Consider the following 15,014-nt stretch of genomic DNA (forward strand, 5'->3'; position numbering starts at 1 on the left):
CATGGACTTTCGTTACAGCACCGAACAAGCAGACTTCCAAGCGTCACTGCGGCGCTTTCTGCGTCAACAGGCACCGCCGGCGCGGATGCGCGAGGCGACGGCGGATGACGGTCATGACCGGCGGTTGTGGCAGCGGTTGTGCGGCGAGTTCGAGCTGACCGCACTGCATACGCCCTCCCAGTACGGCGGAGTCGGCGCCACCATGGTCGAAACGGCGATCGCCTTCAGTGAACTCGGCAGGTCGCTGACACCAGTTCCCTTCGCGGCCACGATGTTCGCGATCGAGGCCGTGCTGCGGATGGGCGATGACGAACAGCGCAAGAAGCTGCTGGCCGGACTGCTCACCGGAGAACAGGTCGCAACGCTGGCAGCCGGCGGGCACGACAGCGCCGAGCTGTCCGCGGTGCGGGGCGAACGGCGCGGCGAGAGGACTCTGCTCACCGGCGAGTGCGGGCCGGTGCTGCACGGCCACGTCGCAGATCTGATCGTGGTCCCGGCGATGGTGGATGACCGGGTGGTGCTGCACGTCGTAGCGGCCGACGCTCCGGGTGTCTGCGTCGAACGTCTCCCTTCGTTCGACCTCACCCGCCCGGTGGCCCGGGTGCGGCTTTCCCAGGCGCCCGCCGATGTCCTTGCCGCGGGCTCCCCCGGCGACTTCGGCCGGGTGATGGACGTGGCGCGGGTCTGGTTGGCCGCCGAGATGCTCGGCGGGGCGGAAGCCTGCCTTGACATGGCGGTCGAGTATGCCTGCCGGCGAACTCAATTCGATCGGCCGATCGGCTCGTTCCAGGCGGTCAAGCACACCTGCGCCGAAATGATGATCGAAATCGACGCCACCCGCGCGGCGGTGATGTACGCCGCGATGAGCACCACCACCGGAGACGAGTTGCACCTCGCCGCGCCGTTGGCGAAGGCGCAGGCCGCCGACACCTTCGTGCAGTGCGCCGGCGCGGCGATCCAGGTCCACGGTGGCATCGCGTTCACCTGGGAGCACGACCTGCACCTGTATTTCCGGCGAGCCACCACGACCGCGGCACTGTTCGGCAGCAGCGCGCAACACCGCGCCCTGCTCGCCGACCGCGCGGGTCTGTAGCGGTGGACTCCTACGCGGCCGGGCCGGTCGACGTCCCACTGCTCGAGGAAACTATCGGTGCCAACTTCGAGCGCACCGCCCGTGCCTTGCCTGACACCGAGGCTCTCGTCGATGTGCCCAGCGGGCGGCGCTGGACTTATGCCGAACTTGACGCCGATATCGACCGGCTGGCAATGGCCCTGCTGGCCAGCGGTATCGAGCACGGGGACCGGGTCGGCATCTGGTCGCCCAACTGCCCGGAGTGGACGATCCTGCAGTACGCCACCGCCAAGGTCGGCGCAATCCTGGTGACCATCAACCCGGCATACCGCAGCCACGAGTTGTCCCACGTGTTGCGCCACTCCGGCACCCGACTGCTGGTCTCGGCCCAGACATTCAAGACCTCGGATTACCGGCGCATGGTCGACGAAGTTCGTTGTCAAGCAACGGGTCTGACCGATGTGGTGTTCCTCGGCACCGATGACTGGGAGTGCTTTCAGCGGCGGGGGTACGGGTCGGAAAGCGAGCGCCTGCGGGCCAGGATGGCGGACCTGCGGCCCACGGATCCGATCAACATCCAATACACCTCGGGCACAACGGGTTCACCCAAGGGCGTCACGCTTTCGCACCGCAACATCCTGAATAACGGGTTTTTCGTCACCGAGCAGATCGGCCTCCGGTCCGGCGAACGACTGTGCATCCCGGTGCCGTTCTACCATTGCTTCGGCATGGTGATGGGCAACCTCGGCTGTACCACCCACGGCGCCACCATGGTGATCCCGGCGGCAGGTTTCGACCCCGCGGCGACGTTGCTGGCCATCGAGCGGGAGCATTGCACCGGCGTCTACGGCGTGCCCACCATGTTCATCGCCATGCTCGGGCACCCCGACCTGCCCGGCCGAGATGTGTCGTCTCTGCGCACCGGAATCATGGCCGGCGCCTCCTGCCCCGTCGCGGTGATGAAGCGCTGCATCGACGAACTCCACATGAGGCAGGTGTCGATCGCCTACGGCATGACCGAAACCTCACCGGTGTCCTGCCAGACCATGGTGGACGATGACCTGGAGCGCCGCACCGCGACGGTCGGCCGGGCGCACCCGCACGTCGAGGTCAAGGTCGTCGACCCGGGCAGTGGCCGGATCGTGCCGCGAGGCCAGGCCGGCGAACTGTGCACCCGCGCCTACTCGGTGATGCAGGGGTACTGGCGTGACGACGAGCGGACCCGTGAGGTGGTCGACGACGAGGGGTGGATGCACACCGGTGACCTCGCGGTGATGCGTGCGGACGGGTACTGCGTGGTGACCGGACGAATCAAGGACTTGATCATCCGTGGCGGTGAGAATCTGTCGCCGCGGGAGATCGAAGACTTCCTGCACACCCACCCCGATGTCGACGATGTTCAGGTGGTGGGCGTACCTGACGACAGGTACGGCGAGGAGGTCTGCGCCTGCATCCGGATGCGCCCCGGGCGGCAGGTGCTGGACGCCGATGCCGTGCGGCGGTTCTGTTCCGGGCGGATAGCGCACTATAAGATTCCGCGCTATGTCCACCTGGTGGACAATTTCCCGATGACTGCAAACGGGAAAGTCCGCAAAGTCGATTTGCGTGTACACGCGGCGCGGTCATTGGGCTTAGGATTGGCCGATGTAAAACGGTTGGACAATTGAGGTCCGCGAAAGCCACTGCATCACAATAATTTCCATGATCTGGCACTTCCCGCGACGTTCATTCGGCGATACCCTCGTGCCGTTGTGATAATTCCCTGCCGACAAAAAAAGGGGGTCCTATGACCACCGGTAATCGACGGCGGACAGTCCGGGTGCTGGGTGCGGCGCTGGCGGTGCTGGTCGGCATGACACTGGCCGGATGCGCGATCGACATGGGACAGAATTCGAAACTGCGCGCCGCCGCCGTGGCGTCGGCCTGCTAGGAGGAAGCGATGACCGACAGAGGTCGAGTGCTGGCAGTCCGGGCGGTGCTGGCCCTGTTGATGACCGTCATGGGAGCCACGATGCTGACCGGCTGCCCGGTGGGTGCGCAACCGCCCCTTGCGCCGCGGGCCGCCCACACCGTGGCCGTCGAGGTCCCGGGGCGCTGAGGGAACTCTCGCTACTTCAGCGCGGCGAGGGCGGCGTCGTAGTCGGGCTCCTGTGCGATCTCGGGCACCAACTCGGTGTGCGCGACCTTGCCGTCGGCGCCGATCACGACGACCGCCCGGGCCAGCAGGCCGGCCATCGGCCCGTCGACGATCGTGACGCCGTAGTCCTCGCCGAAGCTGTCCCGGAACGCCGACGCCACACTGACGTTCTCGATACCTTCGGCGCCACAGAAGCGCTTCTGCGCAAACGGCAGGTCGTTGGACACGCACACCACCGACACGCCGCCGTCTGCGACGCGCTCGTTGAAGGTCCGCACGCTGGCGGCGCACACGGGGGTGTCGATAGACGGAAAGATGTTGAGCAGCACCGGTTTACCGTCAAACTGGGCACTGCTGAAAGGGCTCAGATCGGCACCGGTCATCGTGAAGGCCGGAGCCGGAGACCCAACGGCCGGAAGCTCGCCGACGGTGTTGATCGCATTTCCCCGCAAGGTTATCTGTGCCATAGGCACAGTCTGCCAAAGGCGCCGGCGGTGGTCTGCGGCAAGGTCGCATGTCCTGATTGGTGGGGTGCATGGCCTAGACGACATGAGCGGTGGTGGCCAACACTGGGGTCATGGCTCGCACCGTGGTCATCGCCGGCTTTCCCGGCGCTCAGGCGCTCGACCTGGTGGGACCCTACGAGGTCTTCACGGGTGCGTCGCTGCTCACTGAGGGCGGGTACGACGTAGTCATAGCCTCGCGCGGCGGGCAACCGATCACCACGGCGGGCGGCCTGGGTTTCACCGCCGTACCGCTGCCCGATCCGCATGAGCAGGTCGACACCGTGGTGCTGCCCGGCGGCTTCGGCGTCGAAGCCGCGCGGGCCGATGCCGGCCTGTTGGACTGGATCACAGCGATCGCCCGCACCGCCCGCCGCGTCGTCACCGTCTGCACCGGTGCCTTCCTGGCCGCCGAAGCCGGACTGCTGGACGGGCATCGCGTCACCACCCACTGGGCCTTCGCCGAACAACTGGCCGCGCAGTTCCCGGATGTCGAGGTCGATCCGGACCCGATCTTCATCCGCAGCGGAGAGCGGATCTGGACCGCCGCCGGCGTGGCCTCCGGAATCGATCTCGCGCTTTCCCTTGTCGAGGACGATCACGGCACCGAGGTGGCCCAGACGGTGGCGCGGTGGCTGGTGCTGTATCTGCGGCGCCCCGGCGGACAGACCCAGTTCGCCGCGCCGGTATGGATGCCACGCGCAAAACGGCCCTCGATCCGCGAGGTTCAGGAAGCCATCGAGGCCGAACCGGGGGGCCCGCACCGCATCGACGAACTTGCCCGGCGGGCCGCGATGAGTCCGCGGCACTTCACCCGGATCTTCACCGAGGAGGTCGGTGAGGCACCCGGCCAGTACGTGGAGCGGGTGCGCACCGAGGCGGCACGCCGGCAGTTGGAGGAGACCGACGACACCGTGGTGGCGATCGCATCGCGCTGCGGCTTCGGCACCGCGGAAACCATGCGGCGCAATTTCATTCGGCGCGTGGGCATACCACCCGACCAGTACCGGAAAGCGTTCGCCTAGAAAGGAAACCGCTATGACTCAGATCGCGTTCGTGGCCTACCCGGGGTTCACCGCATTGGACATGATCGGTCCCTACGAGGTGTTGCGCCAGCTACCCGACGCCGACGTCCGGTTCGTCTGGCACGACGTGGGTCCGATCACCGCCGACTCCGGCGTCCTGGTGGTGGGTGCGACCCATTCGTTCGCCGAAACCCCCTCCCCCGACGTGGTTCTCGTGCCCGGTGGGCCCGCGACTCCAGTGCATGCCCGCGACGAGAAGCTGCTCGACTGGCTTCGGCAGGCTCATCAGAGCGCAGCCTGGACCGCCTCGGTGTGCTCCGGTTCGGTGATTCTCGCGGCGGCCGGCCTGTTGCGGGACAAGCGGGCCACCTCGCACTGGATCGCACTCCCGGCGCTGAAAGCGTTCGGGGTCACGCCCGTCGGTGACCAGCGGATCGTGCACGAAGGCAACATCATCACCAGCGCCGGGGTCTCCGCCGGACTTGACCTCGCGTTGTGGCTGGCCGCGCAGCTCGGTGGCGAAGGTCGCGCGAAGGCGATCCAGCTGGCGATCGAGTACGACCCCCAGCCCCCGTTCGACTCCGGTCACATGTCGAAGGCGTCGGCGACGACGAAAGCCTCGGCTACCGCGTTGCTCTCCAAGGACAGCCTCAAGCCGGCCAATCTGAAGGCCACCACGTTGCTGGCCTGGGAGCAGGCCCTCGCGGCGGCGCGATCCCGCCGGCGCAAGCGGCAGCCCGTCAGCGTTTAGGCGCGGGGATCGCGTCGGTGGCCAGCTTGCCGCCGGCCTGCATCCACGCTGCCACCACGCGCGGCGCGTCGCGGTTGGGGTTGTAGATGTCCTCCTCGCTGGAGAACAGGCCGTCACCGGCGTAGACCAGCCGGGTCCAGTTGGGGAACCAGAACGGCTCCCCGTCCGGGTCGCTGGGATGGTCGAGCAGGTTCTTGATCATGATGACCACGGCGTCATTGTCTTCGTCATAAGCGGTCCAATCCGACGGGAACCGCATGTGCGGGAACGGCGCCATGACGTCGACGATCCACTGGCGCACTTCCTCGCGACCATGGAAGACGCCGTAGTGGTGCTCTATGTAGACCACGTCCTCGGTGAAGAGGTCGGCGAACGGGCGCCAGTCACCCGATGCGCTGCATCCCTCGACGACGGTGGTGTAGTTGCGGACGGCCTCTTCGATCTCTGCTTTGGTGAACCTGCCCATAGCGGACACACTAGAGGCATGAGCGTGCTGGAACTGTTCGACTTGCGCGGCAAGAAGGCTCTGATCACCGGGGCATCCAGCGGCATCGGCCGCACGGTGGCTCTGGCTTATGCGGAGGCGGGCGCCGAAGTAGCGTTGGCGGCAAGGCATCTGGATGCCCTGGAGGCGCTCGCTGAGGAGATCGCGGCGGCCGGCGGCACCGCCGTACCGATAGCGTGTGACGTGACCCGGCAAGATCAGGTGACCGCCATGGTCGATCGGATGACCGCGGAGTTGGGCGGGATCGACATCGCGGTCTGCAACGCCGGCATCGTCTCGGTGACCCCGATGTTGGACATGTCGCTGGAAGAGTTCGAACGGATTCAGCACACGAATGTGACGGGAGTCTTCCTCACCGCGCAGGCGGCGGCCAGGGCGATGGTCGCCCAGGGCCGCGGCGGTTCCATCATCACCACGGCATCGATGTCCGGCCACATCATCAACATCCCTCAGCAAGTGGGCCACTACTGCACGTCCAAGGCGGCGGTGATTCATCTGACCAAGGCGATGGCGGTGGAATTCGCGCCGCACCACATTCGGGTCAACAGCATCAGCCCTGGCTACATCATGACCGAGCTCGTCGAACCCCTCGCCGAATACCACCGGCTGTGGGAGCCGAAGATCCCGATGGGCCGCATCGGGCGGCCAGAAGAGCTCAACGGGCTGTACCTCTACCTGGCCAGTGCGGCGTCCAGCTACATGACGGGTTCGGATCTGGTGATCGACGGTGGATACTGCCTGCCCTGAATTCCGCTGCGCGCGCTGCGGAGAGGTCGCCGGCAGCGTGCGGTTCGTGGCTCCCGCCGACGCGGTGTGCCATCGGCCCGGCCTGCAGGCACTGGCGGAATTGGATGTGCTGTTGCGGCCCGACGATCAGGCCGCTCTGCTGGTGCAGACCTTCTTCGGAATCTCGAGTGTGGCGGTGTCGGCGGAGCGGATCGGGCCGGTGAGCCGAGCGATCGCCGAGGCCGACGCGGCCGCGCTGTACCGCATCGCGTACAGCTATGCACCGTTTCACTGCCCGGACTGCGCCGCGTCTTACTGTGGTACGCACTGGAATTGGCGAACATTCGAGGACGACCCGTACAGCGGCATCGAAGGCGACTGCCCACGCGGGCACTTCCACGTGCTGGCTTACTGACCTTCGCCGGTGACGGTGAACCTCACGACGTCGCTGCGGCGTGTCGTGTCGTCGGATTCACACTCGGGCTCACTGAACCAGGCAGGGCCGACCGAAATACGTTTGCACGCCTGGCGAATGCAGTGCGCGCAGTCGGTCACCGGTGGGCTGCACCCCGGCCGCGTTTACCAGTTCGTCGTGCAGTTCCGAGATTTCGGCCGCGTGTAAGGGCCAGACGTCGTGTTCGTTGGGGACCCACCAGGTTCGGCCCGCCTTGCGGGTGTGCGCGCCCCAGCGGGCGGTGAGCCAGACCTCCAGCGGTGTCGGCTCGACGACGTCGCCGACGTTGACCGTCAGCAGGCTGCGCAGTCCGCGCCGGGGCCAGCGGCGCACGCTGTGGTAGCTGATTTGGCGGCCGGACCGGGTTATTCGCATCTTCGCCCAGGTGTAGGGCACCCCGAGCCCGATCCGGGTGACGGGAACGACGGCCAGCCGTGCCGTCTCCAACGACCGGAACAGCACACCGTGGCGGCCCGCATCGTCGACCGAGTACAGCCGGACGTTGGTCTCCAGAAAGCGCCCGAAATACGGAAGTGGCAGCGCCGTACCAAGTTTGGTGTAGCGCATTGCGAAGGGGATCAACCCCACGTAGGTGCTTCCGTCGGCAAAGACATCCGGACGGGTGCCGGGCGGATAAAAATGGGCGACGGTCTCCGGAGCCACCGGCCAGTGCACGAAGGTCACGTCGATCCAGCGCTGGTCGAACGTGACGGGACGCCGCAGCGGCGGCGGCGTCACCGGGTAACCGGCCAGGACCGACTCCCCGTCGGACCCGGCACCCGGCAAGTCAGGGGAGGCAGTCACCGCAACATCCTGGCACGGAAGTCAGCTTGGCGGTGAGCCGCGTTGCAGCGCATGCACTTAGGTGCCCGCCGCGACCCACTGCCGTGCCTGGTCCTGCTCGTGGGCGGGAAAGTGGCGAATCTCGGCTGAGACGAAATGCGACGCCAAATGCTCGGCGGCATCCCCGAAATGGGAGTCGGTCACCACCGCCACCTTCTTGATGTGCTTGTGATGATCTCGAACGAATCGGAAGTGGGTGACCAACGCTGCGAAACTGTCCCAGCCAGGAAATCCGGGAGCGCTGATGATCAGACCGTTGAGGTCACCGTTTGCCTCGATCTGCGGGTCGACGACCTTGGCGAGTGCAACGAAATCCTCCTTGGCCAGCGCCGACTCCGGTCGTACCAGCAGGACGGAATGAGCCGCGTCGAGTTCGAAGTCGATCATGGTGTGCTCCTCGGTGATGGGCTGTCGCCATGGTCCCGCCCTTGACAGCGGCGGATAAGAGGCCAAAGTCATCCATATGCGGGTGGGTATTCGTCAGCTATGGAATCGGCGAACGCGGCTGGCAGTGTGGGCGCTTTCCGGAGCGATGCTCACGCCGGTTGCACCGGCTGCCGCCGACGCGGCCTGCGCCAACGGCCAGCCGGACGCCCGGCCAGCGGGTAAGGGGCAGCAGGTGCTGGTCGACTACTTCGCGGCGGTCAACAGCAAGGATTACCTCACGGCGTGGGGGTACCTGGGCCGGCAGGTGCGTTCGGCATATGGCGCGATCGCGCCCGAGCAGGACGCGGACGGCCTGGCCAGCTTCTCCTCGAGCATGCGTCAGCATGTGCGCTGCGTACGCGTCACCGCGGTCACCGGCGCCACGATGAACGACCCGGAGGTCTCCGCGTCACTGGGAATTCAGTGGTATCAGGTGACATTCGACGCCGAATATCTCAGCCGATTCGAATCCGGCGCGGCTACCCTGCCACGGTTCTACAAGACCCAGGCCGACCCTCACGACGGAGTCGGACCGCCGCCACTCATCGTCAACCAGGCGATGAGTCCCTGACGCGGCTGACCGTCACCGCACCAAGAGAGCAGCGCCGAGTAAATCGAATCCCGGCGGGCACGCGCGAGTGGGCTGATTGCTCACCTCGGCCGTGGCAGGCTGTCCGTCGTGACGGTGGCAGAAGCGGCGAAGCTCGCATTCCAGATGAGTCTGTTCGTGGTGATCCTGGGCTACGGGTTGACGGCGCAATTCGCCGACGTCCGATACGTGCTGCAGCATCCGGGACTGCTGGCGCGCTCGCTGCTGGCCGTGCTCGTCGCCGCACCCGCCCTCGCGGTGTTGCTGGTCAACGCCGTCGATCTGCGACCGCAGGTGGCCATTGCGCTTGTCACACTGGCTATTTCGCCGCTACCGCCGCTGCTGCCGCGGCGCGGTGAGAAGGCCGGCGGGCAAGTGCAGTTCGGGCTGGGACTGGTCATCGTGCTGGCTGTGCTCGCCGTGCCGGCGCTGGCTGTGGCCGCCCGGGTGCTCGGAGACGTGTTCGGACGGCAGTACGTCACCAGTCCGTGGTCGGTGGGCAGATTGATGCTGATTTCCGTGCTCTCGCCGCTCATTGCCGGGATGGCGATCGGAAAGTTCTGGCCCGCAATGGCCCAGCGGATTGGGGGGCCGATCGAACGCGCGCAGCGCTGGGCGTTGCCGGTGGCGATGGTGGTGCTATTGGTCGCGGCGGCACCGCAGATGTGGAAGCTGCTGGGCGAGGTGACCGTGGTCGCCATGCTGATATTCGTCCTCGGCGCCTTCGCCGTCGGACACCTGCTGGGTGGGCCCGATCGCCAGTTCTCGGCGGTGGTCGCCTTTGCAAGCGCCTGCCGCCACCCGGCGACCGCGTTGACCATCGCCTCGGCGAATTTCCCCAACGCCGACGAACGCGGGGCGGTAGCGCTTTACGGCGTAGTCACAGCGCTCGTCGGCGTCGTGTATACGCGATGGTTACGTCGCAGGCGCGCCGCGCAGTCCGCCTAACGGCTATACAATCCCGAAGCCACGCAGGGCTTTTAAGCCGAACCACATCCCGAAAACCAGCCCGGCGACGACCACGATAGGACGGTCGTTGGCCTGCAACCAGCGCAGCACCCGGTCCAGCACGGAGCGTGACCGGTCGCCGAAAACCGCGGCCGCGCCGATGATGATCAGGTTGGCGCTGGCTGCCAGCAGCACGAAGGCGACGTACGTGGCCATCTTGGCGGGGTGCCCCAGGTCGGCGCTGCCGATCACGCCGATCGCCGCCAGGGTGAACACCCACGCTTTCACCGACACCGTGACGACACCCGCCCCAATGAAAAACGCCTTGGTGGGTGACGCCGACATCAGCATCGCCATCCACCTTGGTGGCGGTGCGTCTGGGTCTTCGTCGCTGAGCAGCTCTCGGGCGGCGGTGACGAGGAAAAGCAGCGCAACGACCAGCAGAACGGTCGACACCACCCAGTGATTGGAGTGTTTCGAGTCGTCGCTACGGGTTCCCCAATGCAGGATGGTGCCGAAGATCAGGCCCTGCAGCAGCCTCGTGCCGACATGACCGGAGATCCAGGCGCCGGCGGCCCGGAGCCGCGACGGCGTGCCCAGGAGCATGATCGTGATCATGATTTCGATCGGTTCCAGTGCGCCGCCGAGAATCAGCGGAACGAGGCTGCTCCACACCGCTACTGCGATCCCATCGCCGAGCGCATCTCCGCCTCGGCTAACGCTGCCGCAAGGTCCGCGGGCCGCGGGTCGATGACGGCTTCGACTCGATCGATACCCCCGGTGAACCGGAAGGCCCGCCCGTACGGCGCTACCGGTGACCCCGTATCGGTACCTACGTCCAGCGTTTCGCCGCTCATCGAGAAGCGGAACGGGACGGTTCGCTCGATGCGGCCATGGGCCACGTTGCGCTCGTCGACCAGCAGCGAAACCGTCGCCCCCTTCCCTAGTCCCCCGCCGTCGTAGTCGAACGAAACACCTATGACGGCAGGGCCTTCGGGTAGCGGCTCGACAGCGGTCACCGTGGTGACTTCATGCCCGAGGTAGTTGTAGGTGAACATCGGAACGCCGTACTGCAGATACAGGCTCCACCCGCCCATCGCGCCACCGAGACAGATCACCACTCCCTGTGCCCCTCCCGCCGGGATCGCCACGTGGGCCCGCAATCGAAACGACGTGCTGGTGTAGGTCAGCGTCGATGTCTCGGGGATCCGTACGTGACTGGGGTAATACGTGACAGAAGCGCGGTCGCCCAACAGGTTCGGCCGGTTGGCGGGCAGGGCCCGGGCCAGCGTGGCGTCGCTGAGGGGGTACACGTCGTACTTGCGCGCCTCGGAGTCGAAGACGGCCTGCAAGTCTCCCAACTTCTCGGGGTAGCGGACGGCGAGATCGACGCCCTGACTGAAGTCGTCGGCGAGGCTATAGAGCTCCCAGCGTTCGGTCTCACCGAACGGATGACGCCCGGTGCGCACCCACGGTAGCCGCCCGTGAAAGCATGACGCGATCCAGCCCTCGTGGTAGATCGCACGGTTCCCGAATATTTCGAAATACTGTGTCGATCTCCGGCTTTCGGCATCCGGATGATCGAAGGAGTACTGCATGCTGACGCCTTCGACGGGTTTCTGTTCGACGCCGTTGACGCGCGCCGGCGGCTGAATGCCGGCCGCCTCCAAGATGGTCGGCATCACGTCGATGACGTGGTGAAACTGGCCGCGCTGTTCACCTCTGGCCGCGATCTTGCGCGGCCACGAAACCGCTAGCCCGTTGCGGGTGCCGCCGAAGTGGGAGGCGACCTGCTTCATCCACTGGAAGGGCGCGTCGAGCGCCCAGGCCCAGCCCACGTTGTAGTGGTTTTCGCACCGCGCGGTGCCGAAGTCGTCCAGATGAGCGAGCAGCCACTCGGGATCTTCGGGCAGGCCGTTCTGGAACGACGGGGAACTCCACGCGCCGTGGACCGTCCCCTCCGCCGACGCGCCGTTGTCGCCGCAAATGTAGATGAACAGCGTGTTGTCCCACTGGTCCAGGTCGTCGATGGCGTCGATGACCCGTCCGATCTGCGCGTCGGTGTGGGCCAGGAAGCCGGCGTACACCTCCATCAGACGACGGGCCACCGGCTTGTAGCGGTCTTCGTAGTCCGCCCATGCGGGAATCTGTGATGGCCTCGGCGTCAGCCGCGTGCCGGGCGGGATGATTCCCAGCTCGATCTGGCGCTCATATATGCTCTGCCGCAACGCATCCCAGCCGTCGTCAAACTGTCCGGCGAACCGGTCGGACCACTCCGGCCACACCTGGTGGGGACTGTGCGTGGCGCCGGGAGCGAAGTAGAGGAAGAACGGCTTTCCGGGTGCCGAAGTCTGTTGACGCTGAATCCAGTCGATCGCCCGCTCGGCAAGATCTTCGGTCAGGTGGTAGTCGTCGCGGCCGAGATAAGGCTCGACCGGTGTGGTCTGGTCGAACAATGCCGGCTCGTACTGCGAGGTGTCGCCGCCGAGGAAGCCGTAGAAGCGTTCGAAGCCCAGCCCGGTGGGCCACCGGTCGAATGGTCCGGTCGGGCCCAGCTCCCAGGTGGGAGTGAAGTGCGCCTTGCCGAACAACGCGGTGTTGTAGCCGTTGTGGCGCAGTATCTCCGCCACGGTGGCGGTACTTTGCGGTATGACGCTGTCGTAGCCCGGGAAGCCGTAGGCGATTTCGCAGATCGTGCCCATGTGGGCGCTGTGATGGTTGCGCCCGGTCAGCAGCGCGGCGCGGGTCGGCGAGCACAGCGCCGTGGTATGAAACTGGTTGTAGCGCAGCCCGTCTCGCGCGACACGGTCCAGGGCCGGGGTCGGCACCGGCCCGCCGAACGTGGCGGACGCCCCGAACCCGACGTCGTCGAGCAGGACCACCACGACGTTGGGAGCGCCTTGTGGTGGGTAGGTGATCGCCGGTTTGACCGGCGTCGAATCCGCCACCGACGGATTGATCACCCCGGCGAACGGCCCGGCTGTCCGCGGCAGGTCGACCACTGTGCCTCCTTATTGCCCGATGCCGTGGATAGTCTCACGCGGCAGGCCGGACTCGGAGCGAATTCCGCTACGCCAAGGTGGTGACTAATGCACGCCCAGGGTGCCGTCGAGGTACTGGGCCCGGCAGGCCACCCGCGCCAGTTTGCCGCTGGTGGTACGGGGAATGGCGCCGGCGGGCAGGAAACGCATGTCCGCGACGGACACTCCGTGCCGGGCGAGCACTGCCGCGCGGATGGCATCGATCGCGGGTTGCGGGTCGGCGCGGCTGGTGCCGGTGGCGCGTTCGGCAATCACGACCAGAGCCTGGCGGTCCTGCTGAGGCACCGCGAAGGCGGTGACATATCCCCGGCGCACCAGCGGCGACGCTTCGGCGACGGTGGCCTCGATGTCCTGTGGATAGTGGTTCTTGCCGTCGATCGTCACCAGGTCCGCCATCCGCCCGGTCACATAGAGCTCGCCGTCGAGGTATACGGCCAGGTCACCGGTGCGCAGCCAATCGCCGTCGACGTCGGCGCCGGCGGCATGGCTGCCGTCCTCGAGCGTCGCGCTCAACTTGGCGCGAAACGTCAGTCGGGTCTCCTGCGGCCTGCCCCAGTAACCGCGCCCGACGTTGTCGCCCTGCAGCCAAGGTTCGCCGATGTGCCCGTCCGGCAACTCGGCGCCCGTTTCGGGGTCGACGATCACCGCCCACAAGCTGCGGGCAACCTGACCGCACGACACCTGCGCGACGGCATTGGGCGCATCGGCCGGGACCGGAACCGCGCGGCCCGCGCCGAGGTGCTCGCGGTCGAGGTAGATGACCGACGTCTCGGCGGCGTGATCGATGGTGGCGATCATCAGCGTCGCCTCGGCGATGCCGTAGGACGGCTTGAAAGCCGTGCGCGGCAGGGCGTACGGCGCGAACGCTTTGTTGAAGCTGGTCACCGCGTCGATGCTGACCGGCTCGGAACCGATGATCAGCACCACATTGGCGAGGTCGATCTCGTCGCCGGCCGCCGGTAGCCCGCGCTGTGCCGCCCACTCGTAGGCGAAGTTCGGTGCGGCGGTGACCACTTGGCCGATTCGCGAGCTCTCCGACAACGCCTGGATCCAGCGCAGCGGGCGGCGCACGAACGCCGTCGGCGACATCAGCGTGGTGTGGCCGCCGTACACGGTGGGGAAGCCGATCATCGACAGACCCATGTCGTGGTAGAGCGGCAGCCAGCTCACCCCGTGGGTGTTGCGGTTCAGCAGGTCGATCGACAGGATCATCTGCGTCAGATTGGTCGCCACCGCCCGGTGCGTGATCTCCACTCCGATGGGGGGGCGGGTCGCTCCGGAGGTGTACTGCAGGTAGGCAACGGCATCCATATCCAGTTCAACGGGGGCGAAGAGGCGCTCCGCCTCGTCGGGAATCTGGTCGATCACCAGGACCCGCAGCCGGTGCAGTTGCGGCAGGGTAGCCAGGAACTGCTCGATGGCGTCCTTGGCCGCTGCTGTGGTGAGGATGACGGTCGGTTGCGAATCGCGCAGCGCCGTGTCGAGGCGCTGCGCGTGGCCGGGCAGCTCGGGTGCGAACAACGGCACGGCGATGGCGCCGGCTTTGATCGCCGCGTAATAGCCGATGACCCAGTCGATGCTCTGCGGCGCCAGGATCGCCACCCGGTCACCGGGGCCCGCGACTTGCTGCACGTGCGCCGCCACGGCCCGCAAACGGACCCCGAACTCGGCCCAGCTGATCTCGTCGGCGTGGCCTTCGCCGGAGCCGCCGTAGTTCAGGAAGCGGTAGGCGGTGGTGTCGCCGACGTATCTGATGTTGCGGTCGATGAGCGAGATCAGCGTGGTGTCCGGCGGTAGGACGATGTTGCCTTCAGCGTCCAGGCAATCCTCGATCTGCAGCAGCCCCTCAGGCGCCGCGGGCGTCGACCCGGTACCGCGATTCATGCGCGCATTCTATAAACGACCGGCCGGTGGTTCGGGCAACTGTGGTGTGGTGGCGGCCACGTCCCAGTGGGCATCCGCGATTTGCCGCGAAACTGCTTGCGATTCAGCGC

17 protein-coding genes are annotated in these 15,014 nt (G+C 66.6%); 10 read left to right on the forward strand and 7 right to left on the reverse strand.

What is annotated here, in order from left to right:
- Window position 1 precedes the first annotated feature (1 nt).
- From AWC08_RS31095 to AWC08_RS36890, 4 genes are all read left to right on the forward strand, one after another.
- Window positions 2-1,093: an acyl-CoA dehydrogenase family protein gene (locus AWC08_RS31095; RefSeq protein ID WP_069433200.1), complete on the forward strand. Its 1,092-nt coding sequence runs from the start codon at window positions 2-4 to the stop codon at window positions 1,091-1,093.
- A gap of 2 nt (window positions 1,094-1,095) precedes the next feature.
- A complete protein-coding gene (locus AWC08_RS31100) occupies window positions 1,096-2,739 on the forward strand; it encodes an AMP-binding protein (RefSeq protein ID WP_069433201.1) in 1,644 nt (547 codons plus the stop codon).
- 119 nt (window positions 2,740-2,858) lie between these two features.
- Entirely contained in the window at window positions 2,859-3,002 is a 144-nt protein-coding gene (locus tag AWC08_RS36885) for a hypothetical protein (protein WP_156803064.1), read from the forward strand.
- 9 nt (window positions 3,003-3,011) lie between these two features.
- Window positions 3,012-3,170, forward strand: coding sequence for a hypothetical protein (locus AWC08_RS36890; RefSeq protein WP_156781014.1), 159 nt, complete (start codon window positions 3,012-3,014; stop codon window positions 3,168-3,170).
- A gap of 11 nt (window positions 3,171-3,181) precedes the next feature.
- Here AWC08_RS36890 and tpx read toward each other — a convergent pair whose 3' ends face one another.
- A complete protein-coding gene (gene tpx, locus AWC08_RS31105; RefSeq protein WP_069433202.1) occupies window positions 3,182-3,676 on the reverse strand; it encodes a thiol peroxidase in 495 nt (164 codons plus the stop codon).
- A gap of 110 nt (window positions 3,677-3,786) precedes the next feature.
- On the opposite strand from tpx, the gene AWC08_RS31110 reads away from it, so the two are divergent.
- Complete coding sequence (locus AWC08_RS31110) at window positions 3,787-4,737, forward strand: GlxA family transcriptional regulator (RefSeq protein WP_069433215.1); 951 nt, start codon at window positions 3,787-3,789, stop codon at window positions 4,735-4,737.
- A gap of 13 nt (window positions 4,738-4,750) precedes the next feature.
- On the forward strand, window positions 4,751-5,488 hold the full coding sequence (locus AWC08_RS31115) for a DJ-1/PfpI family protein (RefSeq protein WP_065131833.1): 738 nt from the start codon (window positions 4,751-4,753) through the stop codon (window positions 5,486-5,488).
- Here the strand turns inward: AWC08_RS31115 and AWC08_RS31120 are convergent.
- Window positions 5,478-5,954: a nuclear transport factor 2 family protein gene (locus AWC08_RS31120; RefSeq protein ID WP_065131832.1), complete on the reverse strand. Its 477-nt coding sequence runs from the start codon at window positions 5,952-5,954 to the stop codon at window positions 5,478-5,480. The two genes, AWC08_RS31115 and AWC08_RS31120, sit on opposite strands and share 11 nt — an antisense overlap.
- An 18-nt stretch (window positions 5,955-5,972) precedes the next feature.
- Here AWC08_RS31120 and AWC08_RS31125 point away from each other — a divergent pair, with 18 nt between their 5' ends.
- Window positions 5,973-6,740: an SDR family oxidoreductase gene (locus AWC08_RS31125; RefSeq protein ID WP_069433203.1), complete on the forward strand. Its 768-nt coding sequence runs from the start codon at window positions 5,973-5,975 to the stop codon at window positions 6,738-6,740.
- 46 nt (window positions 6,741-6,786) lie between these two features.
- On the forward strand, window positions 6,787-7,134 hold the full coding sequence (locus AWC08_RS31130) for a hypothetical protein (protein ID WP_142283929.1): 348 nt from the start codon (window positions 6,787-6,789) through the stop codon (window positions 7,132-7,134).
- Window positions 7,135-7,203: 69 nt separating this feature from the next.
- Here AWC08_RS31130 and AWC08_RS31135 read toward each other — a convergent pair whose 3' ends face one another.
- Together AWC08_RS31135 and AWC08_RS31140 are read right to left on the reverse strand one after the other, a co-directional pair.
- Window positions 7,204-7,977, reverse strand: a complete 774-nt coding sequence (locus AWC08_RS31135; RefSeq protein ID WP_232007796.1) for a YqjF family protein — start codon at window positions 7,975-7,977, stop codon at window positions 7,204-7,206.
- Window positions 7,978-8,034: 57 nt separating this feature from the next.
- Window positions 8,035-8,403 (reverse strand): SpoIIAA family protein, encoded by a 369-nt coding sequence (locus tag AWC08_RS31140; protein ID WP_065131829.1) that lies wholly within the window; start codon window positions 8,401-8,403, stop codon window positions 8,035-8,037.
- A 76-nt stretch (window positions 8,404-8,479) separates the two neighbouring features.
- Between AWC08_RS31140 and AWC08_RS31145 the strand changes: the two genes are divergently transcribed.
- Complete coding sequence (locus tag AWC08_RS31145; protein ID WP_232007797.1) at window positions 8,480-9,013, forward strand: hypothetical protein; 534 nt, start codon at window positions 8,480-8,482, stop codon at window positions 9,011-9,013.
- A gap of 108 nt (window positions 9,014-9,121) precedes the next feature.
- A complete protein-coding gene (locus tag AWC08_RS31150; protein ID WP_065131828.1) occupies window positions 9,122-9,979 on the forward strand; it encodes a bile acid:sodium symporter family protein in 858 nt (285 codons plus the stop codon).
- A gap of 3 nt (window positions 9,980-9,982) precedes the next feature.
- Here the strand turns inward: AWC08_RS31150 and AWC08_RS31155 are convergent, their stop codons facing one another.
- From AWC08_RS31155 to AWC08_RS31165, 3 genes are all read right to left on the reverse strand, one after another.
- A complete protein-coding gene (locus AWC08_RS31155; protein ID WP_069433204.1) occupies window positions 9,983-10,654 on the reverse strand; it encodes a GAP family protein in 672 nt (223 codons plus the stop codon).
- 2 nt (window positions 10,655-10,656) lie between these two features.
- Complete coding sequence (locus tag AWC08_RS31160; RefSeq protein ID WP_069433205.1) at window positions 10,657-12,981, reverse strand: arylsulfatase; 2,325 nt, start codon at window positions 12,979-12,981, stop codon at window positions 10,657-10,659.
- Between the two features lie 84 nt (window positions 12,982-13,065).
- On the reverse strand, window positions 13,066-14,904 hold the full coding sequence (locus AWC08_RS31165) for a fatty acyl-AMP ligase (RefSeq protein ID WP_069433206.1): 1,839 nt from the start codon (window positions 14,902-14,904) through the stop codon (window positions 13,066-13,068).
- Window positions 14,905-15,014 lie beyond the last annotated feature (110 nt).

Origin of the sequence: Mycobacterium gordonae, assembly GCF_002101675.1 — a bacterium.
In the GTDB taxonomy this organism is placed as follows: domain Bacteria; phylum Actinomycetota; class Actinomycetes; order Mycobacteriales; family Mycobacteriaceae; genus Mycobacterium; species Mycobacterium gordonae.

What these genes read in the sequence shown, in the direction of transcription:
- AWC08_RS36890 (WP_156781014.1), top strand. Translation starts at nt 3,012, where the DNA reads ATGACCGACAGAGGTCGAGTGCTGGCAGTCCGGGCGGTGCTGGCCCTG.
- AWC08_RS31145 (WP_232007797.1), top strand. Translation starts at nt 8,480, where the DNA reads ATGCGGGTGGGTATTCGTCAGCTATGGAATCGGCGAACGCGGCTGGCA.
- AWC08_RS31120 (WP_065131832.1), bottom strand. Translation starts at nt 5,954, where the DNA reads ATGGGCAGGTTCACCAAAGCAGAGATCGAAGAGGCCGTCCGCAACTAC.
- AWC08_RS31125 (WP_069433203.1), top strand. Translation starts at nt 5,973, where the DNA reads ATGAGCGTGCTGGAACTGTTCGACTTGCGCGGCAAGAAGGCTCTGATC.
- AWC08_RS31140 (WP_065131829.1), bottom strand. Translation starts at nt 8,403, where the DNA reads ATGATCGACTTCGAACTCGACGCGGCTCATTCCGTCCTGCTGGTACGA.
- AWC08_RS31165 (WP_069433206.1), bottom strand. Translation starts at nt 14,904, where the DNA reads ATGAATCGCGGTACCGGGTCGACGCCCGCGGCGCCTGAGGGGCTGCTG.
- AWC08_RS31110 (WP_069433215.1), top strand. Translation starts at nt 3,787, where the DNA reads ATGGCTCGCACCGTGGTCATCGCCGGCTTTCCCGGCGCTCAGGCGCTC.
- AWC08_RS31115 (WP_065131833.1), top strand. Translation starts at nt 4,751, where the DNA reads ATGACTCAGATCGCGTTCGTGGCCTACCCGGGGTTCACCGCATTGGAC.
- tpx (WP_069433202.1), bottom strand. Translation starts at nt 3,676, where the DNA reads ATGGCACAGATAACCTTGCGGGGAAATGCGATCAACACCGTCGGCGAG.
- AWC08_RS36885 (WP_156803064.1), top strand. Translation starts at nt 2,859, where the DNA reads ATGACCACCGGTAATCGACGGCGGACAGTCCGGGTGCTGGGTGCGGCG.
- AWC08_RS31095 (WP_069433200.1), top strand. Translation starts at nt 2, where the DNA reads ATGGACTTTCGTTACAGCACCGAACAAGCAGACTTCCAAGCGTCACTG.